The following is a 25,996-nucleotide window of genomic DNA, read 5'->3' as shown; positions in this document are numbered from 1 at the left end:
ACAGTCTCTGATTAATATCGAAAACACTGGATGCTTATTTATGGAACTATTTGAAGCACTAAAACGAAGACAGGCGGTACGTCAATTTTCTGATAAGCCGCTGGGTGAGGAAGCGATTGAAAAAATACTGCAGGCCGGTCAATGCGCACCGAGCCCGTTAAATTCACAACCCTGGCATTTCACGCTTATTCGAAACAAAGATACCCTCAAAACATTATCCCAAAAAGCTCAGCATGCTTCATTTCTTTCTCAAGCCCGACTGTTAATTATCGTGACCGTTGATACAGGGGTTGGTATTGATAAGTGGTTAAAACAACATAATCAGCACCTCTACAGCGCTGCAGCCGCCATGCAGAACATGTGGCTGGCGGCAGTCGCTCTTGATATTGGTTGCTGCTGGGTTACCCTTGATGAAGCTTCTACCAAAGAGCAAATTGCAATCCCTGAAGAACATACCATTATTGGTGGCCTGGCTTTAGGGCACTGTAAAGAACCGCTCAAAGCCCACGAGAAAGAAGATAGAAAAAACCTGGCCGTATTAACTTCATTTGAAAAATTCAATCTCCAGGAAAACTGCGAAACAGAAAGCTGTTATACCTGCCTCAAACTGGTTCCAAAATCTGCCGCTAATTCATTTGAAGGTGAAGATTATGTCCGCTATTTTTGCGGTAATGCGTGCTACGCCGAATGGAAAAAACAAACCCAAAAATGGCTTGATGAAGACACTAATTGCTGACGTGATTTCAAAGATGAAGACATCCAGTTCACCAGAGGCTTTCACGAGGAAGTTGAAATTGATTTAAAAAGGAGCTTGTGGCTTTCGTGATTTTTCTGTGCCATTGAAAAGACGCCACGGAATCGCGCCGCAAACAGTTAACACTTTGTTAATTTTTGCAGCTTATCATCTGTAACAGAAGATGTGGTCGCACTATAGACGCGTACATCGCAGAAAACCTGGAGATAAAATTATGGCCGCAAGTAGCAGTACTATTACATCAACAAACGAGCCCCAATGCCAGCCATGGCATCCTGGGCTGCCATCTATTGAGATGGCGCAAAATGATTACAACCAGTTTTACTCTGATCATGTCCCGGTTCTCTTCACGGGTAACGTTCGTGGTATGCCTCTTTCGATAGTATCCTGGAACGTCATGGAGGGAGACTCATATAACGGTGTTGCGCCGCTTGGACAAAGCTCGTATGGAGAATCACCGGAACAACGCTCAGCACGCTATGAAAGAATCGCAGACGCCATTTCTCGAATGCTGCAGACACAACGGCCTGATTTTTTTACCCTGCAGGAAATTCGCGCATATCTCCCGGCAGATGATGGCTCTTTAGGCATTTTGCCCGATGGCCTGTGGGCAGCAATTGCGGGTCGTCTTGCAGGTACTCCATATGCGGCGGCGACATACAATGGAAGTATCATTGACACGGCCGGTAATATTACCTTATACAATCAGGAAAAGTTTGATTTTGACGAGCAAGGCACTCCCCTCCCCCAGGGCCATCGTCCGCCAGCCTCATTACCAAGACAATACAACCAGCTTGGAGCGCATGCTGTCTCCTTTGTAACTCGGAGCACAGAAGAAGATGCACCGCGCCGTATTAAAATCTGCAATGTACATGCAGACTATAGTGATATTCCGACAAATCATGAGAGCATGATTCGAAGCTTTATTTCTGAAGCACATGAGGCTGATAGCGGTGCTGCGGTTGTTGGCGATTTCAATTGTAACGCGCTGCAACCAAATTCTCATGAACTAACGATTGTAACCAGTGCGGCTCCGAGTATTTTCAGGAACGGACAAATCCAGGGTGCTTGCGCCATTGACGCGGCATATTACGGGAATGAAGCAGGTCAATGTGAAATGCCACTTCTTGCGCATTTGGATGTTCGTACCGGGAACCCAATCCCGGCAGGAGAACTTGTTATAAGCGAAGATACTGCGGGCAGCATGCCACAGCTGCAACAAAACGAACTCAGACGATTTCGCCTTGCGATGTGTCCACAAGGAAATCCATACCACGAAGCGCAAGCCAGATTAGACGAGACTTTTGGAAAAGGCTTTATCCGGGTCATGCCAGCCATCAATATGCAAAACCGAAGTACTATGGCGCTTGTGATTGGACGGCATATATACCGAGATGGTTTAATGGCGCAGCTTCAAGGACGGGGACTACAGGACTCACAGATTGACGACCAGCATGCGGGTACAGCATACAGGGTTGTATACTTGCCACAAGACTCCGAACAGCAGTCTGAAGTTATTAACGAGATACTTCAACATTACGCATCTCAACAGCATGTACAGACGGGTCTGCAAAGTGCAATCAAACCGGAAACCATTTCCGGGCCAACGCCGTCATTCGTGCGGAACAATGCTTTTACACTGGCGGGAGGCTTGTCAGGAATTGCCGGCCCCGCGCTGCTTGCAGTGGGACTGTTGACCATTTTCCCCCCGGCAGGCTTGGGTTTGGCGGGTGTAATTGGAATTATCACAGCCGTTGCTGTCGTTGGTGGCGTAATTGGCGTTACTGCAGGTCGACTTATCGACAGCAAACGCGCAGAGGATACTCTTACGAGCCACGGCAAGATGAGTTCACTGATGCCAGGTACTAAAAGTTCGCCCGAGGGTTCTGTTATTTCGGGTCAGCGTCCTGTCAATACGGAATCTCCTTTGAATGCGCAATCGGGTACGACTCAAAACACTTCAAACAAAGGCATAAGTACCCCGGAAAAAGATAGAGAAAATCCAAGGCCGTACTAACCCGCTATATTCATGCAATCCCCTTTTCAGGATTGCTGCAAACCACCATGCATCCTGCAGGACGATGGAAAAAAATCCTGCGGGGTGCCCCCTGTGAATCAGTTTTTCTTTGGGGACGAGCCAGATTAAGCAGGTTTGATTAAAATCCCGATAATGATTTTGACGTGCACGTCAATTTTGACATTTACGCTTGCTACACTAATGCTTTCCTGCCAGAATCGCCACAAGGCGAGATACAGCTTATTGCCTGATGTATTGAGAATTGACAGAAAACAAAAAATTACAAAAAGGAAGTAATCATGAATAAAAAAGCGATAGCTTTCGCTTCTTGTCTCTTGGTAAGCATGCCCATTTTTTCCAAAGGGCTTGTTCATGATCATCTCATGAGCTCAAAACATAAATATTTTGTAAAAAATGCCAAAAACATGTCCGATTTTTCAGGGCTGTGGGCTGGCGCATGCGATGCACCAATTCAAAGAATGGCTCTTAAGATTACTCAAACTGATAAATATATTTCCGTAACATTCTCTGAAGATGGCCATACAGATGATGATAATTTAACCTTAAAGTTCCCAAATAATCACGTGGTTTCAAACGTTGTCAGTTCCGAAAATGGGGTGGAGCATTCCTTAAGTTCCGCATTCTGGACAGGCGGAAACAGCATCGATTTTTCATTTTACAACATGACGAACGAATCTTCAGGGCATACCACCTTCAGTTCCAGATCAAGTTTCGAATTTTCACTGGAATTGGATAAAGAAAAACTGCGATTTATCATAGACCAATACCCGGACGATATCGTGTGTGTTCTGGACAAACAAGGTTAACCCCCCTGTCCTGTTACTGGAATCAAAAAATGGATGAAACATGGGAAAAACCGAACTACTTCCTGTTTACCGGAGGGCCGGGTGCCGGGAAAACCACCGTTATTGAAAAACTTCGCCAAAGCGGTTACCACACTGTCCCCGAGGCAGCTCGCAATATTATTCGGCAACAACGCAAAACAGGCGGTAATGCAACTCATGACGGCGACAGGATGACTTATGTCGAACTGATGTTGCGACAATCCCTTAAAGACTATCGGGAAAATCTGCTCACTGTAAGTGCTGTTTTCTTTGACCGTGGGATCCCCGATTTATACAGCTACAGCAAACGCTTCTGCGGCGGCGTACCGTCTGCTGTTGAGCAGGCCATCATGCAATTTCGCTATCATCCCCTGGCATTTGTTTTCCCGCCATGGCCTGAAATCTACTGTCATGACGAGGAACGTAAACAAAGCAGGGACGAGGCCATTGAAACATGGCACGCGGTCAAGGAGGGGTATGCGGCGTGCGGATATATCACCGTGACTGTGCCAAAGCTGCCAATTGAAGAACGGGCGGCATTTATCCTCACGCTGACGCAGTCTCCCAAGGCAATTGCGACTGCCACCATACTGACCAAACTCAGTCATGCCATCAATGCCGAATTTGGCTTTCATGAAAACACTCCGCGAATCAACTACGGACCTTGTGGGGTCTTTGCCATACTGTTCATGAACGCCTGGAATGCCCGTTTTGCCGAAAAGGCGCATATCGTATTTATCATGACGCCCGAACGCGATGAATGCTGGCACATTGCCGTCAGGCTGCCTTCGAAGCTCCTCTATGATGGAGGAGTCGGTTTGCACACTGAAAGGTGTTATCCCGGTTATCTCATTGAAGACATGGTGGAATACGATCATGCGCTGATGGAAAAATGGTCATACGGGTTAGACCGAACATATCCTCGCTATTGCCCGACATTTGATAAAGACAAAACCAACACTCTCATCAGCGAACATCTTGATATTCTTTGACTTTCATCAAGGGGAAATGCATGACGCTTTACTCCACCAAAAGGTTTGTCTTCACCCCGTAACCCGGGAACCACTGGATCTGTTGACAGGATATCAGGAAGACACCAAACACCGTCTGGCTTTCAACAGGTTGGCCATCACGGGTTCATCCCTTGCTCCGGCAATGCTTCATTTCGCCTTGTTTTCGACTGTTCCTGGATGAAAAATCGGTGGCGACTTTGAGCGTCCCGCGCAGGGTGCCCTGATTCCATCGATGATGAAGCCGGTGACCTGATTGACCTTTCTTCCGGATGGAGCGGCATGAAATCGATGAATCCCGGGGACGCGGCTTTCAGCATCAAGAACTTCCAGACGAGCTTCAATTGGTCAATACGCTCCTGACATTGTGCTGCAATATATTCCTTGCCCATATTCAGGCCTGTTGCCAAATGCTCCAGTAAAACCAGTGTACTGGCTGCCCGATAATAGTCATCAGCGAAAGGATCCCTTGCCTTGAGCTTTGTTGTCCAGGTCTGAATGGCTTTTTTGGCAAGACCATGCTCTTTTGAATACTCTCCAATCAACGCAGCACCTTCCAGATATCGCATGGGGGGATACATCCGCATGGCATCCAGAATATACTGTGCTCCTGAGTCGTGCGACTTGAATTGACCGTATAAATCAGAAATAAAACTGTTGAGCGGAGAACTGAGCCGATTCATCCGTCTCCACATTTGTCTTTCAACGGTTTCAACATCCTCTGTTAATATTTCAGGCAGTCTTGACACCTTTGCCACCCCGCATACACTCCGTTTGTCATCCTCGCGATGGCAGGGATCCATCCTTGTGATCATTTCTGTGCCACTATCAGCATAGTTCCCCGCCTGCGCGGGGGTGACCGTTTTTTCTGGAGCGGAGCGCCCCTTGGGCACTGCCGGGTATCTGGCAGGCCTGGCTTCCGTTGGGGCAGTAACAGTCACGGTTTTCCCGAATGCTTCTCTGAATTCTGCACGACGTACAGCATCACGTCGCTCCTGCACATATTGACCAAACGATGATGAGGATGCCGCACCGGAATTTTTTTTGCTCAACGATTTGGGAGCCTGCTCTGTGGCTGCGGCCATATGTTCGGGGGGTACGGGTTGCAGCGCGGCTTTTTTTATCAGGTTTGCAACATTGTCGAGATGTTCGCTCATCGCCATATCAATACCTGGATGGATGATTTCCCCTTTAGCAGTAGCGATAATACGCTGCGTCAAACTTTTGGTGATGGTTGCAAGGAGTTGATGTTTCAGGGGCGCAATGACGGTCTGATCAACCGAAGTACCCGGGAGGTGCGCAACCTGCTGATGATAGAAATATAATAATTCAGCCCTGAATTGTCGCGCGAAATGTTCGGTCAGATGTAAAATTTTATCCAAAGCCACCCCCATATCCGCGATGCGCAGAAAGGTTCGAACGCTGCTGTGTTGATTGGCAAGCACCCCTTTTATAATATGGTTGGCTATGGTGTGCGTCAGGCTGGATTTTTCTTGCATAATTTTTGAGGCCATGCGCTCGAGCTGCCCCCGCATGGCTGTATTCTGATGGCTTGCATCCAGTTGCAGCATGCCATCCAGGGCCGATTGGCAGTCCGGACTGCTCAGGGTTTCTTCAAGACGTTTGCCAATGGCACGTTCAATATCTCCTGAGAAGCGGTCAATGGCGACCGTGCTCAGTTTGTCCACTGCAAAATTAAATACTTCCCTGACGCCCGCATCAACGACGCGCTTTACCACTTCATTTTTAGCCAGCTCCAGCAGTTTTTCATGGTTCAATTGCCTGGCCATCAGGGTTTTAAGCGCATTTTGACCCTTGGCTGCTTCTGCGGCCATTCCCAGATTGGCACTGTTTTTCAATATTTCAAGACCCATGGAGATCACATGGATGGAAACGCTGCCCACTTTATTCGCGAGATAGGCGTTCCAATCAAAGTTTCCCGAAATCAAGGCGCGGGCAGCATGCATGATATCGTTGATCCCTTCCTGTATCAGCATCGAACCTATCATCGGTGCCGCGTATGACACCAGCACACCGACCACAATCTGTATAATCCCGAGAAATGCCACACAAATCGCACCAAAACCTTTTTTCTTTTTCTCTCTGAAAAAAGGTTGAATGCTGAAGAGATGCGCGAGACCTGATGAATGTAATTCACGTATTTCAGAAACCGGTCTGGTGTTGGGATCCGGAAAAAAGTCCATTAAATTTTTAAGCTCACACACCTCGAAATCCACTTTCTGTTTGGCTTTTCGGGCTTGATGTCGTGCCTGATGAATGATGCTTATATTCTGGTCGATATTGGCGATTTCGAGCTTGAGCAACTCGATTTTACAATGTGTCTGTCTGGCAAAATCACTGTTGAAGGCGTTGGTGGTGGCAGGATTAAGGCTCTGCACCACAAACATGGAGTGCAACTGGGGAATGATGTGTTTCTCCAGGTTGGCTTTGGCCATTTGCAAATCAGCCAGTACCTCATCGGCATAGTTGCCACCCTTTTGAAAAATACGGGCTTCCGCACGGTTGTAATAAGCCTGAACACCCACCAGGGGATCGTCGTGAATCGCTTTCGTATAGACCTCAATCGCATCAGAAAACCGGCGTTTGCTGCAGCTCAGGAGATTCCCCTGTTGAACCTGACGACAGGGGTTTGCACGAATAACGTCCTGATGACGAATGGTCTCGATAAATTCGTGAAATTTCGCTTCCATCAACTGCAGGGTAATGTCAGGGTTATAATCCTCTTCCAGTTTTTTGGCCACATTCTGCAGCCAGTAAGCCCACTGCTCTTCGATGCCGCCGATTCGGTGCGTTGCCCCATCACGACCCTTCAAGCTGTTAATAAATCCCCGGAACCTGAGATATAAATCATCCTTCAGCAAGGCGAGACGAATGCCCTGAGTTCTGATTCTGTACACCCGTTTTGCTTCCACTTTATCGCGCAACACCCGGATAGCCGGAATCGTATCAAAGTACGCGCTATCCGCTGCCCTGAACCGGCGCTGAATGTCTTCCCGATTAATCACCAACTGCGCCGAGCCACGATTCCCCTTTCGTGCGGTACGACCAAATATCTGTTGTTCCACCCGCAGATTGAGTGGCAGCGAGGTGACCATGATATGCAATCCGCCCTGCGCTTCAATCAAATCGTTATGCTGTCTGGCAAAGTACCAATCGATTCCTCTGCCGGCTATCAGTGTCGCTATAATCACCTCTCCTGCCTCTATAGCATGGGAAGGGGTATCCATTTCTTCGGTGTCATTCCGCGAAAATCGGGTAACCCTGGTGCAGGCTTTCGCTTCCAGAAGTGTTTTTTCCAGAAAAATGACATCCGCAATAGTGGCTGTCACTATCAGAACCGGAACCCCGCGCTGAACCTTCTCCCGGACACTATGGATGATTTCGCCAAGCCATGCGCTTTTGGTTGGTGCGACTATGCCATCATGTTCGATAAAACACTTAGGCTTGTAGGTGGGGATAAACGCCAGGTCGACCTGATACATTTCCTTGAGCAACGTCTGGGTATCTGTCCCTCCCAGTGTACCTGTCAATCCGAAAATCTGATTGCCATAGCGTCGGCACAAACCCGGCGTGGATAAATAATTCCCCATTAATTGGGGCGGCCCCATCTTCAGCCCATGCTTGAGCTCGAGAAAACTGTGAAGATAGGTCCAGCGGGTATTTTTCAGAATCTCGCCGGTGAGATGCGTATCCACGATAGTAATACGCTGCTGGTTCTCCCCACTTCGCTCATATTCCGTAATCACATAATGCTTGTCCGGCTGATGAATGTAATACGCGCAGAATGCAGAGTCCGTAAATTGTTCGACCTCCGCCAGTACAAAATTTTTCAGATGTTTGGGCAGCAGTATGGACGAATCGGGATCATTAACCAGCTGGAGAATATATTTTTCGAGTAATTTTTGTACAAAGGATCGCAGATTCCCGATGATTACTTCATCCTTGCCATCCACCGACGTATAGACCCATTGACCGTCTTTCCCGATTATGGATTGTCCCATGCGAACCATCATATGCCAGACCGCCACAATCACATGGTTGACATATTCCAGGGCAGGGTGGGGTTTAAGAATCATCGCCCCATATTCCGCACGGTCTACCAGCAAGCTGTCCACTTCATCAAAAAAGAGGATACGGTTTGGTCTGTTGCCGCGCGTGATCCATTCGCCCATAGCTTCCCGAACAATATCCCATTGATATTCATTCGTATCTCCATACACCACATTCGCCGAATAGCAAGCTCTGGGCGCCTTGCCATGATGATCCTTGCCATCAATATTGTCTGCTACCGTCAATGACAGGATGGAAAAGAAATTCTGCATTTCATGGGCATCGCGCCTTGCCAGAATCGTGGAGCTGGAAACCACGTCAACGTAATCCAATTGCAAGGCTTTGAATGCCGCAAACATCGAAACAATCTTGGTTTTTCCCTCTCCGGTTTTGACTTCCGCGAGGCAGCCCCCCTCTTCCGCTTTCAGCAGAATCAAGAGGCTTATCAATTGGATATTGCGCGGTGTTTGTCCAGAATCCAGAACACTGGCGCGCATAATCACTGCAACCATCTCTGTCTGGAAATCCCGGGCAAGGGCTTTGGCCTTATTCTGGATGAGGGCCCGAGCCCAGGCCTTGCAATGGGTTACGCCCCAGGCTTCAATGGGCATGCCCGCGGGAAGAAAACAGGAATCGTTTGCGTAAACGGCTTTCACTGCGGCCAGGGAATTTACCAGGTCATGGCTCGTCAATAACCGCGACACATTGGGATTATTGCCGTTTAATTCGCATAACTCAGCCAATAAGGCCTCAAGATCTTTCTCATCGGACGGTTTGGCATAAACTGCCGTTTCAGAAAAAACTTGTTCAGGTTGCTCGGCTTTCCCGATGAGCCCAAGTATTTCCTGTTTCTTTACCTCGAGACCCGTAATGCGTCGCAGGATTTTTTGCACAAAACCATGAAGTTCCGGGTTGGATGATTGTGCGAATTCTCTTAGCTTTGAAAACAGTTTATTAAACAGTTCCGGATACAATTTCTTTCCGGAAGCCTCGATTATCACTGTATAAGCATGCCATGCCAGTTTTCTCAACCCGGCTTCATCAAAATAATCGAGTATGACATCCGAAATTGAAGCAGGGATGGACTGTACAGCTTCCTGAGTTTCGAAGTTTATTGTTATCAGATTGAGCAGATTTCCTTTCAGTGGCAATTGATAATTTGATGGAACGCATTTTTCAGGATCAAAATCAAGGCATTGCTCAATAACCTCTGCAGGCAAAGGCATCCCGGTATATTCGACCTGAAGATTCAACAGACATAATATTTGGTTTCTGAATCGATACCTCAGGATATAGTGGCTCAGAATGTCACTTTTGAAACCCAAATGGACAAGTCTCGACACCGCTGGTTGGGACAGAAAACATTGATGTTGATTGACAAGCCGCGTCAATGCCAGAATACTTCTGGTTTGCCAGGCAGGATTATCTGCATTCAGCAGGGCTTCTGTGTAGGAAACCAATAGTTGCGGGTCAACCAGTCCTGCCGTATCCAGAAAGGACAAACTGCAAGCAACCCGTTTTCTGACTTCAAGATTTGGGTCGTTCATCTGTTGCACCAGTACCGGCAGAAAAAGGGTCTGCAAATCGATCAGAGGATACTGGTATGCCACATCAAAAAATTGCAGACAGTAACTTTCATACACAGCGGTAAGAATTGCTTCTGCCGCAAATAACCGGATCTCCGGGCGTGGCCTGTATTGCAATAAATCGATCATGAGATGATGCATACTGGATAAAGGCCTGTTTTTGGAGCAGCGTATCTCGATGATTTCCTGCAATTTCGACAAAAACAGGTGCATGCATTTTTGGGATTCAATACTTGCCTTATCCATGAATTTTTCGGTTTCAAACAACAGAAAAAGGATTTTGATGGCATCTTCAAACTGTTGATACTTGAGCGTAGATTCAAAAATTCCGGCCAACGCTTTGGCAATCGATTCTTCCGGTTTTCCAAATTGGACTGGGAGCAGTGACATCATAAACCCGTACCGATCATTCAGAAAATTGTTTTTGGCGTTGATCTGGGTCATATACTGGTAAACGATATCCAGAATGGCAGTCAGGTTACTTCCCCCGCCAACACCGGGTGCCTTCACCGCGTTTGTGAATAACTTGTGCTCATACCAAATCACTTGCACTTTAATAAAAATAATAAAGCAGGTGCTGACAGCCATGTCTTTTAATTCAGGCACCTGACATTGCTGCAATACAAAGTCAAAAATAAGAGATGAGATGCTGTCCTGGTGGCGTGCATAATGCGAACGAATCAATTGCAATTGACGCTTTCTGATATCCGTTTTATCTGTGTCGCTGCCACTGATAACTGTTGTCTGCAAAACACTCTCGATTTCTTTCCATCTGACAGGCTTTGCTTTATCCTGCGTCTCCAAGTTTAATATACGCGCATGAAGTATGTATTTATTCCAGAATGGGCTGTCTGTTTCGGGTAAATTTTGCGTGTATTGCTGTAAGGATGGTAAATCGGAAAAGGTATGATCGGTCAGGTAGCACAAGCTGCATGCCACCCAACTCCGTAGTCTTTCAACAGGGTCGGCAAGACTGCTGATTAATGGCGAAAGAAACTTGTCCCGGATTCCACCAATTTTACCAATATCATGATATTCATATATCGTTAACAACAGTGACTGGTACGCAAATTCCCTGATGTCTGCATCCGGATGGCGAGTCAAGTCAATGAAGAGATTTTGTATGCGTTCTGGCGATCGTTTTTGCTCAAAGTATTCACTGATAATTTCGGGAACCAATTTCAGAACAAACAAGTCTTTTGAGCTTGCCATTCTCAGGAATGCAGACAATCTTGCCAGTGCATGCTCTTTGCCATCCGGGTCCGAGGCCCACAATAATGCCTGCAGCACATGCAGAAAGTCCTGTTCCAGATCTTTTTCCGAATAGGTATCGCCCTGTGGCAGGGTCTCAAATTTCAAACGCATGATGTGAACCTCTGACCGAGAAAGTGCAATATTTCTTGATGAATGCTGAATGGACTTTGGTAGCGCAGCCGTGCGACCATATCAAATGGTCTGCTAAAAATCAACGCATCCCACATGAGCCATCAAAAACGGGAATCCGATCCTGCCTTGCAATGGGCACTTGATTATCTGGCAGACAACCATGGCGCCTGTTCAGCTGAATATCATACAATCGCGGATACCGCATGGTCTGCTGTGTGGCGGATAACCACCCCGGAATCCATTTTTTTTCTTAAAAAAACGCCGCCCCGACTGTTCACGGAAGCGCAAACCATCAGCTGGCTGCGCAGCAAAGGCTGTACTTCTATACCGGAATTGGTTGCAGTCCATGAGCCGCTGTCTTGTTTCCTGATGCGCTCTTGTGGGGATGTGGCATTACGGAAGTATTTTAACGGCAAAGTGGATGCTGACCTGCTGTTTCAGGGAGTCACGCAGCATGCAACTATCCAGCGGATGCTGGAAGGCAGTCTCCCCGATATGGCATCCCTGAATCTCCCTGACTGGCGATTGAAACACATCCCCAATCTTTACCTGAAGCTGTTAGCGCGCAAGGACTTGTTACAGAGCGATGGACTTTCTTTTGATGAAATAACCACGCTCAATCACGCGTTGGATGCCTGCCAGTCCCTGTGCGATGCATTATTGGGCTATGCAATCCCTGAAACCCTGAATCATTGTGATTTTCATGAAAACAATATGGTTATTGAGAAAAAAACTGGCAAAATAAACCTCATTGACTGGGGTGAAACAGCGCTTTCTCACCCCTTCTTTGGCTTGAGTGGTTGTTTGTGGAACCTGACATGGCATTATAAAATGCAACTAAACGCTCCCATTTACACGATGCTGCGACGTCGCTTTATTACACCATGGAAAGACCTGCTCCCCGAGCAGGATTTGCTGGATGCCCTGACGCTTTCGGACAGGCTTCTCGGTATCTATGCGGCCCTGGGGTATCAGCACATGTATGATGCCACAATCGATCAAACCCGAACGGTGCAGAAAGAGCGCCCCGGCTCCATTGCGGGATGTTTACGTTCCTTTTTACACGCGACCAGACCGGCGGTGTGACTGATATTTTTGCCAAACATCCCTGACAGGGCCTTCGGTATTCAACAAGTCTGCGGTTGCTCCATCCGCAATGATTTTTCCGTGAGACAAACAGATTACCCGGTCAAACTGAGGTAACAGATGCAGTCTGTGGAGAGAGACCAGCATGGTCGCATCCCGGAAGCGCTCCATGACGCCCGTGAGAATCGCTTTTTCGGCGGCCAAGTCCACACTGGATGTCGGCTCATCCATCAGCACCAATGAGCTGAAACGCGCGGCAAACAGGCCACGCGCCAGCGCCAGCCTTTGTTTCTGGCCGACCGACAGGTTGACGCCTTTCTCACGGATGTCGGTTTCAAGCCCCTGCGGCAATGTTGACAATACTTCTGAAAAGCCCGCCAGCTTAACAGCCTGAAGCAGTTCCTCACTGGATGTTTCAAGTCCCAACGCGATATTGAAGGCAATCGTATTTTCAAAAATTTCAGGCTCCTGGGGAATCAGCGTGGTAAGAGCCTGCAACGGCACCAAATTGGCAAAAGTATGATTATCCATCCGAAGACGCACAGAGTCAGGATGATAGAGACCCGACAAGAGGTTCATCAGGGTGCTTTTCCCGGCACCACTGGTGCCAATCAAGGCAATTTTCTCACCCCGTTGCAGCGTAAAATGGAGCCCTTCGAGGCTGCCAGAACGCTTTGATCCCGGATGATGAAAATTCAGATCCGCTATTTCGAGGGTCTGCCAGCTTGATGCGCAATCGATGTCAACCGGCATCAGGGCATGGGCGTGGATATCATCCAGAATGGGTTGCACACCGCGAATATCGGTGTCCTTGCGCACCAAATCACTGTAATTGGCACTGAAATTGTAGAACACTTCGCTCAAGTCCCACTGGTAGCGGAAAATCATCACGACAGTTCCCACCAGCACCGCGTCAAAATTTTCAAGATGCCAGACGATATAGCCAATCAGAATGGCGGATTGCAGTGCCGAGAGCGTAATACCCATGGCAAACCATTTGACTTCATTCAGCACCACTTCCTGATTGAACACAGGCCATATCGACAGGATGCGTTTGATGAGGCTCTTCTCGGTGAGCTTGCCAAGACGCAGGGTCAGGATAGTCGTCATGTTGTTCAGATAATCAAAGAACAGCGCGCCAACCTGATTGTCCGTTTCATTTTCAGACTCATAGAGCGGGATTAGTTTCCTGTCGAAAGCAAACACCACCCAGGTTGCCAGCGAACAACTGACGAGGCTCACGAGACCTACCGGCAACGAAATCCACAGGAGAAATCCCACGGAGACTATAAATTTGACCACGGTTTCGATGTAGATAAACTGATCTTCCGCAAACCGGTGCAGCGCGGTTGCCGCGCGATTCACCCGGGTTACCAGATGACCTGAGTGATGATCCTGATGCCATTTCAGGGGAAGCCTTGTCATATCTGCAAAAATTTTCAGCCGGAAGGATTGCTGGATACGCAGCGCCACCTTGCGCTCAACGACCCGGGCCGGTCCGTGAAACAGCCAGAAAAGCGGTACCAGCAGCACACCGAAAATCAGCCAGAACAATAACTCCCGAAACGAGCCTTGAGAAAAATGCTGCAGCAACCCAATGGCCTTTCCGAACGCATATGGACTCAGACTCATCAGCCCTTGCGCAACGATATAGGCAATATAATATCCGGCAATTGCCCTGTGCCATGGCTTTCCATGCTGCCAGACTGCACGGATGAGACTGATCCAGGGATTATGCATGATAGTTTTTTGTCATGGGTTGACCCTAACCTCTCTGAAAGTCTGCCACGATGGCTTCAATAGTGACCAAGGCCTTTTTTGACTCATAATTCATGCTGGTCTGTTGGTTGATAATATACATCATCGCTTTCCAAAGGGCCCAGGCCTGCCCCCGCAGCCATGTTCCGCGGTCATAATCAAGGTGCTGTCGAAAGGCCTCGCGATTTTTTCCCTGAAAGAGCGTCCAGGAAACCGCCAAGTCACATGCCGGATCGCCAACCGCGAGCTGCCCGAAGTCGATGACTCCGGCAAGGTGACCATCCCGCATCAGGAGATTACCGGCACTGATATCCCCGTGCACCCAAACGGGGGCTCCATGCCATTGCGTCTCCAGTGCGGCCTCCCAGATTTCGCGTGCTGCAAGGGTGTCGATAGTGCCTTCTAATGCATCCAGCGCGCGGCGGGTTTCTGCATCATAGATTCGGAGTGCACCACCCCGCCAGAAAGAATGCAGTCCGGCGACAGGTCCTTTGGCTGCATCGATAGCCTGCATGGCTCTAAGGAATCCGGCCAGGCGAATGGCCAAATCGTCCCAGTCCGCAATCCTCGAACTGGCAACGGTCTCTCCGGATATCCAGCGATACACTGACCATTTCCAGGGATACCCGTGTCCCGGCTGACCCTGTGCGAGCGGCACAGGAATGGCAAGCGGCAAATGGGGAGCCAGAACCGGAAGCCAGCGCTGCTCCTTGTCCACCTGAAGTGCATAGTCTTCTCTGCTCGGCAGACGAACCAGCATGTGCTCGCCCAGATGAAAGGTACGGTTATCCCATCCGCTGGTTGACACGGCTCGAACGGGTAAATCCTTCCATTGGGGGAATTGGGTGTCAATCAGGGACTGTACCAGTGTTTCGTTGATATTGTTCATAGGAAATTATTGCTTGAAAAATAGCTGAGTATAGTCTGAAAAAAATGAGAACAACAAGCAAGCACCCGCCAAAAAGGTAAGTAATATTACGCATTGCCCCATAAATGCTCAAATACTATACTTTCATCAAGTCCTCAAAAAAAGAGATAACCATGCAGTCCATTAAACGAATCCTTATCACAGGACATCCAGGTACCGGCAAAGCGCTGGTTGCCCGACAACTGGCCAAAGCACTGGGCTGGGAGTTTATCAACACAGATTTTGAGTTGGAGCAGCGCTCAGGCAGAAACATCGATGCCATCATGGGCTCCAGCCACAATAACCCATTTTATGAGTTTGAAATCGCCATGCTCTTAAAACAGCTTGAAAAAACGTTTTGTGTTATCAATACCGATCCGCACATCGTTTGTCTGGAACCTGCAAGAGCCATCCTCTCGGATGAATTTGTGGTGTATTTGAAGGCAAGTACACATGTTCAGATGGAACGCAGCAGCGGTCATGTGCCGCCATTGTATCCGGACAGTGATTTGTCAATGTTGTTTGAGACGCTCCACACAAGCCGGGACAATCTGTATGAGGAAACCGCTTCTTTGGTCATCGATACGGATGACAGTGCCATCGAACAGCATATCAAAACTGTCATCGAGGCATCAGGCGCCATGCGCCCAACCCATCAATCCCCTCACGAACACAGCATTGTACTTTTCCACCAGCTGCTGCATACTCCCGTAAAACTATCCAGACAACAAACAGCCTGCATGAAGCTCCTTGCCGAGGGACTATCAGCCAAAGAAATCGCAAGACGACATCGTATTTCTCATCGTACTGTTGAGGGTACTCTAGCGAGAATTATGGAAATTGCAGGGTGCACTTCCAGTAAGGAGCTGGTGAGTTTATATTTATCAAAACCCTGATTTTCGTCGGGCTCCGGTACAAAAAAGGCGTGATGCAGTGGCTTTAAAACTTACACTTAATGATAAATCACAAATCCATCGCGCGATTAGTCTGTTGACTGACATCCTGGGAAATGACCTGTTAGGCGCCTATCTGTATGGTTCGTGTCTGGTTGGCGGCTTGCAAAAGTACAGTGATATTGATTTTCTGGCCGTCATTAACCGCCCCACTACATCTGAAGAAAAGCGCTATTTGATCTCAGGGCTTCTGAAGATATCTGGCATTTACATGAAGAGTGACATCCGGCCGCTTGAAATGACGCTTGTTGAAAAATCGGCGGTGAATCCCTGGCGGTATCCGCCGCACTGTGATTTTCAATATGGTGAATGGCTGAGGGAGGCATTTGAAAGCGGAGATACTGAACCCTTACTTAACACGGAAATGCCCGATGTGGCGCTGATTATCCAGCAAGTTTTACTGGAAAGTCTTGCGCTGTCGGGGCCGAAACCCGCAGAACTTCTTGCCCCGGTGCCCTATGAAGATTTTATCCATGCGATGCTCCACGACCTTGAACGGCTGTACTCGGAGCTGGAAGAGGACACCCGCAATGTGTTACTGACACTGGCACGGATATGGAGCACGTTCGAAACTGATGCCATCCGTTCCAAACCTGCCGCCGCCGATTGGGCGATAGCCCGTTTACCGGAAACAGATAAACCCGTGATGCAACGGGCAAAAGCCATTTATCTGGGGTTGGAACCTGAAAATTGGGATGACTTGCAGCCTGCTGTAAAATCCTGTGCTGTCTGGATGATCAGAAAAGTCCACGAACATAAACCGGCGAATAACCGCGATGTTTCATCTCGGGCAATCCATCTTGCCGAAAATACATCCGTTTGAAATCAACATCATTGGAGTACTGTACCGGGGTAGCCCTTTGTGGACACGCGAGGTTAGCCAGCGCATTCGTGCTGTTGCAGTTTTTTAAACCTGAAACAAGTGAGTTGCGTTTTCCAGACAAATCGAACTGCTTACCGTCAAAAAAAGTGGGAGGTAAAACCATTACCCCCGTTTCCTTGTGTAATTAATCGTGACCAGTTTTTTAATCCAGCGGGCGGATACCCGGCCGGTATAGTTGCTCCGCTTCACCCTGATAAGGAAGAATGTTTAAACATCTTCGGAATTATGCGTTGATTCAACTGGCAGATTAAGGACACCCTGTTTAATTCTGATATAATCCGGACAAGCGAACCATTACAATGGCTGAGTCCAATTGAGAAATAAAATTGTATCTTAAAGAAAAAACAAATCCATCGTTTAGTGAATGTATCCCTCCAGACAAAAATTCATATACAAAGTGTAGGCTTGATGAGGTTTAACGTTGCAATGATACGTTGCTGGTAAGAAAAAATGGAAATTTACAGGTCAATGATATGAAGCACTATTTTTTCTTATTCAGGTTATTATTTCTTTTAGGAATCCCTGCGATAGCGCATGCTGTTCCTCGGTGGCTAACATTACCGCCAACACCAACTCCAAAAGGGTATAATACCCTCTTTGATAAACTCAGTAATATGTCGGCAACCCAACCAAATTTTACAAAAGAACAACTGAAAAAAATCACAGTTCCTGTCTGGATTGTAGATGGCGATCACGATGAGGTGGTTAAACGCGGTAATACGGAGTTTATGGCGGCACAAATCATAAACTCCCGTCTGCTGATACAGGCTTCGGTCAGTCATTTTTCTTTTTTACAAGATTCGAAGCAATTTAATAATGATGTGCTCTGTACGGGACAAAAAATCATATCAACGCCTCGGTCGGTGCCTCGATGCTCAAGAAGGCCATCACCTGACCAATTAAACTCAAGATATTCTGCTTTGCATTGAGAGCCGCATCACGTAGAAAATCAAGACCATAACGAAAAATACTGACCTCTTTTCTACCATGTTTTTTCATTTTGATCGCTTTTTGCTCGTTGCGCCATTCACCTACTTTATAAGCCCAACAAAAGCCGATGCTTAAAAGTGCTATCAGCTTCGAAATACGCTCCGGCTTTGTAATATGCGTGTCCTCAAAGTTAAAGCCGCGCGATTTCAGGCAGGAAAACAGGGTTTCTATTTCCCAGCGCCGGCCATACAATTCGATAGGTGAATCAACTTCTTTATCTGTTGCAACAATAAGTAATTCACCATCTGTAAGCCGGAGCGCGCTCAACCAGACTTTTTGCTTCCAAAGCCTGCGCTCACCCCTCAGTTTTCGTTGTTCACCAGGCTTCAGATCGTAGAAAAGAGCATCCACATTAACGTCAAGCCCCAAGCTGTTGCTGGTTTGAGTGTTGCTTTTGATTCGAATGCAAAATGAGATCCCTTCACTACGCAACCATGAGAACCATTCGTTTCCAACAAACTCTCGGTCAGCCAGCAGACAGGCAACTCTTTCTTTGCCAAACTGCTCTATAAAACGCTTAAGTAAGGCTATACGCTCTGTGGTATTACTGTTCCCGCGCTTGGGCAGCAAATCCCACATGAGAGGGATGGCTATCCCTTTGTAGGCAATAGACAGCATTAATATATTGATATCCTGCTTGCCCCACTGCCAATTTGTTCTGTCTATGCTGAGATACAACGGCGTCTGGTCAAAATCAAAAAAAGTCATCACCCATCCGGCCAGAGCGGTGAAGCATATTGTGAATTCCCTGAAAAATCGCTTGATACGCTTGTAGCGCGATTCTATTGTTGCCTCGCTTTCAAAGCCACAGGCCAGTTCGCTTAAATTGACCGTTCTTACTTTGAACAATGATACCAGCATACAGGCGAAACAGGTCATTCTTGCCTTGTTCCAACTAAAATATCCGTTTAATATACCGCTCAGCTCGTTGATTTCCATGACTCCATGCCTTTTCCTTGAACAGAAACGCAGGGATTGTCTATTAATCAATGAGCTACTTCAAGTTTTTTGTCCCGTACAAAGAATGATGTGTTAGGTTTTCTTGGAAAAAATCCAGATTAGGGCATATCCCCATTCCATAATATGGCTGCAAATGCGGTGTTTGTGGGGAGGTATTATCGCAATATTTTTCTCACAAGCTGATTCTTTAAGTTTTGCCCGTCTGAGTCTGTTAATGGATTCAGACTCTGATACCTTTGTTGCACTAGTACTCGTCTGGCATGTGGTGCGATAGGAGTTGTTTGCTCCAGTGTTGGCTTACTCCTTTTCAAGGACAAAACATGGCGCCAAACTGAAATAGTAAATTAACAGTATCACCTCACCTACCCTATCAACGATGCCCGAAATCGGCGCATAACCTTTTGGAAAAAATGTTGGTTACAATCAGATGTGAAGATGAAAAACATGGATGAAATTATCCAGCGCCTGTTGGCAAGAATTGATATGTCAACCCTAATCTATTTAATTGTTATGGCTTATTGCAGTTAACTGGCTTTTATTGCCACCTCGTGCCACCAGGCGGCCACTAAAACCATACGCTAGCAATATAACCAAATATAACCTATAATAACCATTAAGAATAATAACAAGGTTTTATGGTATCGTACACGCTTCTGATCAAAAAACAGGCTAAGAAAGCACTGCAAAGTGTACCACAGCCCGATAAAACCAGAATTACTGAAAAGATTGTGTTATTAGGCAAGAATCATGATGACATAAGCCTGGATGTAAAAAAGTTAAAAGGTGAACCCTATTTCCGATTGCGTGTAGGGTCATGGCGAATTATTTTCGATAGAGATGATCAGGTGAAGATTGTTTCTATTGAAAAAATCAAACCACGTGGAGAGGCTTACAAATGAACCTACAAACGATTAAATCACTCGACGGTAAAGTGGAGTATGTTTTACTACCTGTGGCCGCTTATAAAGCCTTGCGTCATCAGATTACCGAGCAATTAAGGCACACACAGGAAAATGAAGATTATGAAATCTTTGAACCTGCTGATTACGTAGATAATCCAGTTGCTTTGGCTCGAATTCAAGCAGGTCTTACCCAAGAAGAACTAGCCAGGCTGATGGGGGTTACGCAAGCCTATGTGAGTAAAATTGAAAGCCAAGATAAAGTGACGCCGAAATTACTCAATAAAGTACACATCGCACTGGAAAATAAAGGCTTTCCCCGAGATTAATTTTATAACTTCTTGATTTTACTGTGCCGTTGAGGTGAATCGAACACCCGACCTATTGATTACGAAGCTATTTCATACTGGTAACAAGGATTAGCATCCAGCAACAAAAAGTCCTGTAAACAATGATAAATCAACGAATACACCTATAGCAATACAGCAAGCAATAACATACAATCGCATTTCATCGCATAAAAAAGTACCCACTAAAGTACCCATCAATTCATGTGCCGGAATATGTAATGGCCAACTTTACAGACACGTATATCAAGCGTTTAAGGCCTTCCACCAAACGAATTGAGAAGTTTGAGGGGGGAGGCTTTGGTATTCTGCTTTACCCCTCTGGAACCAAAAGCTGGATCTATCGATACAAAATTGGGAACAAGAGGGATTACATTATATTTGGTCATTACCCCGCTATGAGCCTTTCTGATGCGAGGAAAAGATTTCATGAATTAAAAGAAATTCGCCGAACCGGTACAAATCCAAAGCAGGCTCTACAAGAAGCCAGAAGCAAAAAAACACTTACTGTCGAAGACCTCTGCCAGACATGGTATAGCAACTACATTGAAAAAAACAGAAAAAGACCGGAACAAATCCGAAAACAGATTGACTCAAACATTATTCCGCTATTAGGGGGATTATCGCTGGACGCAATACAGCCTATCCATATCACCGAAGCTTTGGACACGATTGTACAACGCGGCGCCCCTGTACATGCCAATCGCATTTTAAGCTCTTTGAAGCAGCTATTCAACTATGCGGTAAGTCGCGGAAGTATGCAACATAATCCCGCACTTAACATTCTTGCCAGAAACATTGGCGGCCTTGAAAAACCAAAAGAACGCTATCTTTCCCTTGATGAAATCAGAACGATTTGGCAGTTTCTCGATAGCAACCGTAGTCAAATGTCCGGACAAACCAAGGGGGCAATCAAAATGATTATCCTCACTGGCGTAAGGACGGCTGAAATACGGCTGGCTGAATGGAAAGACATTGATTTTAAAAATTCTCTTTGGGTTATCCCGCCTGAAAATACTAAAGGCGCCCTCACTGTCAAAATTCATTTGACAGAGCTGGCAAAGTACGTGCTGGAACGCTTAAAAAATAACAATGAGTCACCATACGTTCTCCCCGGCCAGAATCCTGACAAGCCGATTGATGAGAACGTACTTCCGAGAGCAATCAGGCGTATTCAAAATCGAGTTGGAATTCCAGAGTGGACTGCACATGATTTACGACGTACATTTGCAACCCAACTGGGTGAAGCACTACATATTGATCCGGTTTTAATTGAAAAGTGCCTGGGGCATAAGATGCCAAGAATCATGGCTACCTATAACAAGAATGAAATGCTTCCCCAGCGCCGTGATGCCCTTGAAAGATGGTCTGCTCATATTTTTAATCTCTTACAACAGACCACCACTGACAACGAGGAAGGAAAATTGCTCCATGAATGATATTTCTCATGCTAATCACGAGCTGTTTATAGCCATTAGTAATCTGTTGCATGAAACCAGAACCACGCTGCAAAGTACCGTAAATTGTGCCATGGTGTCTGTTTACTGGAATGTAGGCAGACTGATCGTTGAACATGAACAGAGAGGAAAAGCCCGTGCCGAATATGGCAGTCAGCAATTAAAAAATCTTGCAGAACGCCTGCAATCTGAATTTGGCAAAGGTTTTTATGAAAGAAACCTCCGGAGAATGCGTGCATTTTACCTGGCATGGCCAATTTGGACCACAGTGCGGTCCGAATTATCATGGTCTCATTATCGTTCCTTGATCCAGGTTGAAAATAAAGCTGCAAGGGAGTGGTACTTCCAAGAATGCCTGGAACAAGGCTGGAGTGCAAGAGCGTTGGAACGACAGATCGACAAGCTGTACTTTGAGCGACTCTTGACTAGCAAGGACAAAAAGCCCGTGATGGAAGAAGCAAATTATCATACTGCGCAACTGAAATTGGATGCACGAAACTTCTTACGTGATCCATATATTCTGGATTTTCTGAATCTCCCCCACCACTTGGCCTTGGAAAGTAATATCGAACAGGCCTTAATGGATAATCTGCAGCAATTTCTGCTGGAGCTCGGCAAGGGATTCGCGTTTGTCGCTCGGCAGCAACGCGTCAGCACTGAGGATGAAGACTTTTACATTGACCTTGTGTTTTACAATTTCAAACTCAAATGTTTTTTGCTTATAGACCTCAAGCTGGGAAAACTAACACATCAGGATGTTGGTCAGATGGATACCTATGTCCGTATCTACGATGAACTTCGCAAGGGAGTTGACGACAATCCGACAATTGGGCTGATATTATGCAGCCAGAAAAGTGAAGCGGTAGCAAAATATTCGGTTCTGACAGAAAGCAAGCAACTGTTCGCGTCCAAGTATTTGCCCTGGCTTCCTAGCGAAGAAGAGCTCCGCGAGGAATTGGAAAGAGAAAGAGCCCTCTTAGGAAAATCCGACCCAGTGTAATTCTATTTGCAAACAACTTATTGATATTTAAGATTTTTAAATCGAAATGGTTATGCTTGGTACGTTTGTAGGGTGGGCAAACAACTTGCCCTCACAAACGACTTTTGCCCCATGCTTTTCATACATGCGGTTTAGCTGAGGTTTCAGGGTATCCAGCAAAATAAGCCTGCATTCAGCTTCTGCTGTTAGTCGCTTTGGCAATGTGGTCATTATCTACAGTATCACTTTAAATATTAAATTTACGGGCCAGTGCGTCCAATTTAATAAAATCAGTATCTTTCTCCAATGTAGAGTCAGCATTAATAATAGCATTAAGGCATTCACGGATGTCTTGTGGCAAAAAAATCACATCATTACTCACAATGATGGATAACAATAAAAGTACATCTTTTGGAAAATTATCAGACAATCCAGATTGATGTAAGCGATGAATAACATAATATGGTTCAGGGATTACCTGCAAGTAGCCTCTAACCTTTTTCACCGCAGATGGAAATTCATATCCTGCCGCAATGCACAGGAGAGCAAACGATTCAGGGTGGTTAATCAAGGTTTTATCTTTTGATTTTGGCCAGATAGTTTCCAAAAATGGTAATACTCGATTTTTCCAGTAATTTTCGCGATTTTCACCTGCACTATCTAGCGCTAATTTCAAAGAGTTAACTGATTCATATAGACCATCCAGAGGAAGCTTTTTATAAGCAGAAACCAGATCTTCTGTTGTGAAAATATCTGGTCTTTCCCAATTACGGGGGCACTTCAATCCAGCCACGCTAAAGCATGCAGTTTTACAAACCAGAAAAATCTACCCCTTCCATACCACGACACCATAAAAACAATGAGCAACCATTGATCATTATTAGCCAATAATGTACTATAAAAGCTCAAATAACAGGAGAGCCCATATGATTAAGAAATTTCTTTCAGCAACCGTTCTGTTCCTCTTTGTAGTACTGTCTCAAAATGTTTTTGCTGCACAAGGTCATGAAGGCCCTGTTGGTGATGTATTTACCGGTATGACACAAGGCCCTGTTGGAAGTGTTTTTACAGGCTAAAGTGTAGCCTCCCCCTTTTTTTGCTCCGAAAATGAAAATCTTTTTCGGAGCATTTTTACAGGATGATGTGAATCATTCTTTATCTGGCTACAGACACCTCAAACCGCTTATCTCTTGACTGTGCCACATCCTTTATAACACCATCCGCTTCATGCAAGTCTCGCCGCGAATATCCAACAGTAATATGAGGATAGAAGTGGTCCGGATCCCATGCATCCTTCCTTGCCCCGTTTTTAACAAATTCCTGATAAATCTGGCGGCGTATCTTAAGAAGATTCTCTGATTGAACTGTCAAAAAAAAAGTTTCTTCCTCTTTATTCTGAATACGGGCCTGCCCCCTGCCGAGGCCTAAGACTTTAATCTCTGATTGTTGAATATGATTTTTCAGAGCGATTTCTTCGATTTTTTCAATCTTGATAAATTTTTCAAGGATAAAACGGTATTCTGGAGGGGTTATTACAGTGATGTGCGCCTCCCCCGCTTCATTCCAGCCCGTGAAATATCGCAATGGATACTGAAGATAACGGGAGAGGTTTTCTCGCACTTTTTTAACCGGAGCGTACTGGATATTCATGGCTAAAGCGGTATCAAAAAGTCCTTCTCCCCGATGCGATTCAAAGGGCATCTCAGAATTCAGAAGGATACTGGCAGGAACCTCTATCAGTTTAGCCGCATTCACCCCACTGGATACGAGCAGTACTGCGAGCATCGCCAGTGTTTTAGGGATAGCTGATATCCCGCACCAATACCTTCGGCCCCGCCATAATTCTGTTATACTCACGCCCCAACCCTCTCCCTTCTTTCCCCAGGTACGTATGATAAATTTTGACCGAGTTTCTGTGAATGAGTTTCTCTCTGATTACTGGCAAAAAAAGCCGTGTGTGTTACGAAACGCACTCCCTGACTTTACCCTGCCGCTCACACCTGACGAGCTGGCAGGCCTTGCAATGGAAGATGATATAGAAAGCCGCATGGTGTTTGAAACGCCGGGGAGCGCACCCTTCTGGCACTTAAAACGCGGCCCTTTTTCAGAACAGGATTTTGAAACACTCCCGCCAACACACTGGACCCTGTTGGTTCAAGGGGTCGACCGTTTTGTGCCTGAAGTCGCACAATGGCTTAGAGCATTTAACTTCCTGCCTTCCTGGCGGGTTGACGATATCATGATAAGCTTTGCTCCGAAACACGGCAGTGTCGGGCCACATTATGATAATTACGATGTTTTCCTGTACCAGGCGCTGGGGAAGCGTGAATGGTCCTTAACGTCAAAGCACTGTGAACCGGGCAATGCACTTCAAGGTGTTGAACTTCGCATCATGAAAGAATTTCATACGGAGGAGGTCGTTGTTCTTGAAGAAGGGGACATGCTGTATCTGCCGCCGCATGTTGGTCATCATGGTGTTTCGTTATCAGATGAATGCATGACGTTTTCATTTGGCTATCGCAGTTATCAAAATCAGGAGATGTGGCAAAGCTTCAGCGATTATTTAGCCGATACCGAACACCCGGTGACACTCTACAAAGACCCTGACTGGTCAGGCCTTAAAAGTCATGCGGAAATTCCCAAAAGCGCCTGCAGGAATGCACGCGAACTCTTGCAAAACCTGCTGGATGATAAGCACCTTTTTCAATCCTGGTTTGGCTCTTTTGCGACACAGCCTGACCATCAGGCTGAACAGTGCTTCCCCTCCCCGCTTGAGGACGATGAATACACGACAAGTGCTGATTTTCTGAATGAATGGCAGGCGCTACAGGAACCCCTTGAGCGCATACCGGTCTGCCGCATGGCATACCTGTGGGGCGAGCACGGACTACAGTTATTTATCAATGGCTGTGAATGGGATATTGCTGGCGTCTCGGAAGAGCTGGTGCAGCATATTGCCGATAACAACACGCTCTTTCCCGCGCAAATAGCGGCTTTTCTGGATGAGCGCCATCCAAACGCCGCTAAAAACCGCGAACTGCTTTTCGAACTCTGGAAGCTCCAGTGGATACAGTATCCCGAACAGTAGGCAACACCGTTCGGGACACC

At 46.5% G+C, this 25,996-nt stretch carries 19 protein-coding genes and 1 pseudogene; 13 read left to right on the top strand and 7 right to left on the bottom strand.

Annotation, left to right across the window (positions count from 1 at the left end):
* Window positions 1-40 precede the first annotated feature (40 nt).
* From E4T54_RS11200 to E4T54_RS11185, 4 genes are all read left to right on the top strand, one after another.
* Window positions 41-736: a DUF3330 domain-containing protein gene (locus E4T54_RS11200; RefSeq protein ID WP_028386490.1), complete on the top strand. Its 696-nt coding sequence runs from the start codon at window positions 41-43 to the stop codon at window positions 734-736.
* A gap of 415 nt (window positions 737-1,151) precedes the next feature.
* A complete protein-coding gene (locus tag E4T54_RS11195) occupies window positions 1,152-2,771 on the top strand; it encodes a hypothetical protein (protein ID WP_028386489.1) in 1,620 nt (539 codons plus the stop codon).
* A 299-nt stretch (window positions 2,772-3,070) separates the two neighbouring features.
* Window positions 3,071-3,598, top strand: a complete 528-nt coding sequence (locus E4T54_RS11190; protein ID WP_131793727.1) for a hypothetical protein — start codon at window positions 3,071-3,073, stop codon at window positions 3,596-3,598.
* A gap of 29 nt (window positions 3,599-3,627) precedes the next feature.
* Window positions 3,628-4,608 carry an AAA family ATPase gene (locus E4T54_RS11185; protein WP_028386486.1) on the top strand — a complete coding sequence of 327 codons (981 nt, stop codon included), beginning with the start codon at window positions 3,628-3,630 and terminating at the stop codon, window positions 4,606-4,608.
* Between the two features lie 137 nt (window positions 4,609-4,745).
* Here the strand turns inward: E4T54_RS11185 and E4T54_RS11180 are convergent, their stop codons facing one another.
* On the bottom strand, window positions 4,746-11,648 hold the full coding sequence (locus E4T54_RS11180; protein ID WP_028386485.1) for a preprotein translocase subunit SecA: 6,903 nt from the start codon (window positions 11,646-11,648) through the stop codon (window positions 4,746-4,748).
* Between the two features lie 114 nt (window positions 11,649-11,762).
* Between E4T54_RS11180 and E4T54_RS11175 the strand changes: the two genes are divergently transcribed.
* Window positions 11,763-12,755, top strand: a complete 993-nt coding sequence (locus E4T54_RS11175) for a phosphotransferase (protein WP_028386484.1) — start codon at window positions 11,763-11,765, stop codon at window positions 12,753-12,755.
* Here the strand turns inward: E4T54_RS11175 and E4T54_RS11170 are convergent.
* On the bottom strand, window positions 12,729-14,495 hold the full coding sequence (locus E4T54_RS11170; protein ID WP_028386483.1) for an ABC transporter ATP-binding protein: 1,767 nt from the start codon (window positions 14,493-14,495) through the stop codon (window positions 12,729-12,731). The genes E4T54_RS11175 and E4T54_RS11170 overlap by 27 nt on opposite strands.
* 25 nt (window positions 14,496-14,520) lie before the next feature.
* Complete coding sequence (locus E4T54_RS11165; RefSeq protein ID WP_035902239.1) at window positions 14,521-15,402, bottom strand: aminoglycoside phosphotransferase family protein; 882 nt, start codon at window positions 15,400-15,402, stop codon at window positions 14,521-14,523.
* A gap of 152 nt (window positions 15,403-15,554) precedes the next feature.
* On the opposite strand from E4T54_RS11165, the gene E4T54_RS11160 reads away from it, so the two are divergent.
* Together E4T54_RS11160 and E4T54_RS11155 are read left to right on the top strand one after the other, a co-directional pair.
* Window positions 15,555-16,316: a LuxR family transcriptional regulator gene (locus tag E4T54_RS11160; RefSeq protein ID WP_028386482.1), complete on the top strand. Its 762-nt coding sequence runs from the start codon at window positions 15,555-15,557 to the stop codon at window positions 16,314-16,316.
* A 37-nt stretch (window positions 16,317-16,353) separates the two neighbouring features.
* Window positions 16,354-17,196 carry an aminoglycoside adenylyltransferase family protein gene (locus E4T54_RS11155; protein ID WP_028386481.1) on the top strand — a complete coding sequence of 281 codons (843 nt, stop codon included), beginning with the start codon at window positions 16,354-16,356 and terminating at the stop codon, window positions 17,194-17,196.
* Between the two features lie 903 nt (window positions 17,197-18,099).
* On the opposite strand, the gene E4T54_RS11150 is transcribed toward E4T54_RS11155, so the two are convergent.
* Window positions 18,100-19,185: an IS4 family transposase gene (locus E4T54_RS11150; RefSeq protein ID WP_115152790.1), complete on the bottom strand. Its 1,086-nt coding sequence runs from the start codon at window positions 19,183-19,185 to the stop codon at window positions 18,100-18,102.
* Between the two features lie 656 nt (window positions 19,186-19,841).
* On the opposite strand from E4T54_RS11150, the gene E4T54_RS11145 reads away from it, so the two are divergent.
* From E4T54_RS11145 to E4T54_RS11130, 4 genes are all read left to right on the top strand, one after another.
* A complete protein-coding gene (locus E4T54_RS11145; protein WP_028386683.1) occupies window positions 19,842-20,105 on the top strand; it encodes a type II toxin-antitoxin system RelE family toxin in 264 nt (87 codons plus the stop codon).
* Window positions 20,102-20,434, top strand: coding sequence for a helix-turn-helix domain-containing protein (locus tag E4T54_RS11140; RefSeq protein WP_028386684.1), 333 nt, complete (start codon window positions 20,102-20,104; stop codon window positions 20,432-20,434). Before E4T54_RS11145 ends, E4T54_RS11140 begins: the two co-directional genes overlap by 4 nt.
* A gap of 239 nt (window positions 20,435-20,673) precedes the next feature.
* On the top strand, window positions 20,674-21,891 hold the full coding sequence (locus tag E4T54_RS11135) for a tyrosine-type recombinase/integrase (protein WP_028386685.1): 1,218 nt from the start codon (window positions 20,674-20,676) through the stop codon (window positions 21,889-21,891).
* The gene (locus E4T54_RS11130) at window positions 21,884-22,909 is read left to right on the top strand and encodes a PDDEXK nuclease domain-containing protein (protein WP_028386686.1); all 1,026 of its coding nucleotides are present in this window, start codon (window positions 21,884-21,886) and stop codon (window positions 22,907-22,909) included. Before E4T54_RS11135 ends, E4T54_RS11130 begins: the two co-directional genes overlap by 8 nt.
* Before the next feature lie 36 nt (window positions 22,910-22,945).
* Here E4T54_RS11130 and E4T54_RS12125 read toward each other — a convergent pair.
* Window positions 22,946-23,104 (bottom strand): annotated as a pseudogene (locus E4T54_RS12125) (GNAT family N-acetyltransferase); the annotation flags it as partial.
* A gap of 31 nt (window positions 23,105-23,135) precedes the next feature.
* Window positions 23,136-23,681 (bottom strand): hypothetical protein, encoded by a 546-nt coding sequence (locus E4T54_RS11120; protein ID WP_028386687.1) that lies wholly within the window; start codon window positions 23,679-23,681, stop codon window positions 23,136-23,138.
* A 133-nt stretch (window positions 23,682-23,814) separates the two neighbouring features.
* Between E4T54_RS11120 and E4T54_RS12040 the strand changes: the two genes are divergently transcribed.
* Entirely contained in the window at window positions 23,815-23,964 is a 150-nt protein-coding gene (locus E4T54_RS12040; RefSeq protein WP_155832461.1) for a hypothetical protein, read from the top strand.
* Window positions 23,965-24,043: 79 nt separating this feature from the next.
* On the opposite strand, the gene E4T54_RS11115 is transcribed toward E4T54_RS12040, so the two are convergent.
* Window positions 24,044-24,673 (bottom strand): 2'-5' RNA ligase family protein, encoded by a 630-nt coding sequence (locus E4T54_RS11115; protein WP_028386688.1) that lies wholly within the window; start codon window positions 24,671-24,673, stop codon window positions 24,044-24,046.
* 106 nt (window positions 24,674-24,779) lie between these two features.
* Here E4T54_RS11115 and E4T54_RS11110 point away from each other — a divergent pair, with 106 nt between their 5' ends.
* Window positions 24,780-25,976, top strand: a complete 1,197-nt coding sequence (locus tag E4T54_RS11110) for a JmjC domain-containing protein (protein WP_028386689.1) — start codon at window positions 24,780-24,782, stop codon at window positions 25,974-25,976.
* The last annotated feature ends 20 nt before the right edge of the window (window positions 25,977-25,996 follow it).

Origin of the sequence: Legionella geestiana (assembly GCF_004571195.1) — a bacterium.
Lineage (GTDB): Bacteria > Pseudomonadota > Gammaproteobacteria > Legionellales > Legionellaceae > Legionella_B > Legionella_B geestiana.
The sequence above is the reverse complement of the archived record's forward strand: the minus strand, read 5'-3'. Positions and strand labels throughout refer to the sequence as shown.

What these genes read in the sequence shown, in the direction of transcription:
- E4T54_RS11175 (WP_028386484.1), top strand. Translation starts at nt 11,763, where the DNA reads ATGAGCCATCAAAAACGGGAATCCGATCCTGCCTTGCAATGGGCACTT.
- E4T54_RS11185 (WP_028386486.1), top strand. Translation starts at nt 3,628, where the DNA reads ATGGATGAAACATGGGAAAAACCGAACTACTTCCTGTTTACCGGAGGG.
- E4T54_RS11195 (WP_028386489.1), top strand. Translation starts at nt 1,152, where the DNA reads ATGGAGGGAGACTCATATAACGGTGTTGCGCCGCTTGGACAAAGCTCG.
- E4T54_RS11135 (WP_028386685.1), top strand. Translation starts at nt 20,674, where the DNA reads ATGGCCAACTTTACAGACACGTATATCAAGCGTTTAAGGCCTTCCACC.
- E4T54_RS11165 (WP_035902239.1), bottom strand. Translation starts at nt 15,402, where the DNA reads ATGAACAATATCAACGAAACACTGGTACAGTCCCTGATTGACACCCAA.
- E4T54_RS11140 (WP_028386684.1), top strand. Translation starts at nt 20,102, where the DNA reads ATGAACCTACAAACGATTAAATCACTCGACGGTAAAGTGGAGTATGTT.
- E4T54_RS11190 (WP_131793727.1), top strand. Translation starts at nt 3,071, where the DNA reads ATGAATAAAAAAGCGATAGCTTTCGCTTCTTGTCTCTTGGTAAGCATG.
- E4T54_RS12040 (WP_155832461.1), top strand. Translation starts at nt 23,815, where the DNA reads ATGATTAAGAAATTTCTTTCAGCAACCGTTCTGTTCCTCTTTGTAGTA.
- E4T54_RS11180 (WP_028386485.1), bottom strand. Translation starts at nt 11,648, where the DNA reads ATGCGTTTGAAATTTGAGACCCTGCCACAGGGCGATACCTATTCGGAA.
- E4T54_RS11115 (WP_028386688.1), bottom strand. Translation starts at nt 24,673, where the DNA reads ATGCTCGCAGTACTGCTCGTATCCAGTGGGGTGAATGCGGCTAAACTG.
- E4T54_RS11160 (WP_028386482.1), top strand. Translation starts at nt 15,555, where the DNA reads ATGCAGTCCATTAAACGAATCCTTATCACAGGACATCCAGGTACCGGC.
- E4T54_RS11200 (WP_028386490.1), top strand. Translation starts at nt 41, where the DNA reads ATGGAACTATTTGAAGCACTAAAACGAAGACAGGCGGTACGTCAATTT.
- E4T54_RS11110 (WP_028386689.1), top strand. Translation starts at nt 24,780, where the DNA reads ATGATAAATTTTGACCGAGTTTCTGTGAATGAGTTTCTCTCTGATTAC.
- E4T54_RS11130 (WP_028386686.1), top strand. Translation starts at nt 21,884, where the DNA reads ATGAATGATATTTCTCATGCTAATCACGAGCTGTTTATAGCCATTAGT.
- E4T54_RS11145 (WP_028386683.1), top strand. Translation starts at nt 19,842, where the DNA reads ATGGTATCGTACACGCTTCTGATCAAAAAACAGGCTAAGAAAGCACTG.
- E4T54_RS11170 (WP_028386483.1), bottom strand. Translation starts at nt 14,495, where the DNA reads ATGCATAATCCCTGGATCAGTCTCATCCGTGCAGTCTGGCAGCATGGA.
- E4T54_RS11150 (WP_115152790.1), bottom strand. Translation starts at nt 19,185, where the DNA reads ATGGAAATCAACGAGCTGAGCGGTATATTAAACGGATATTTTAGTTGG.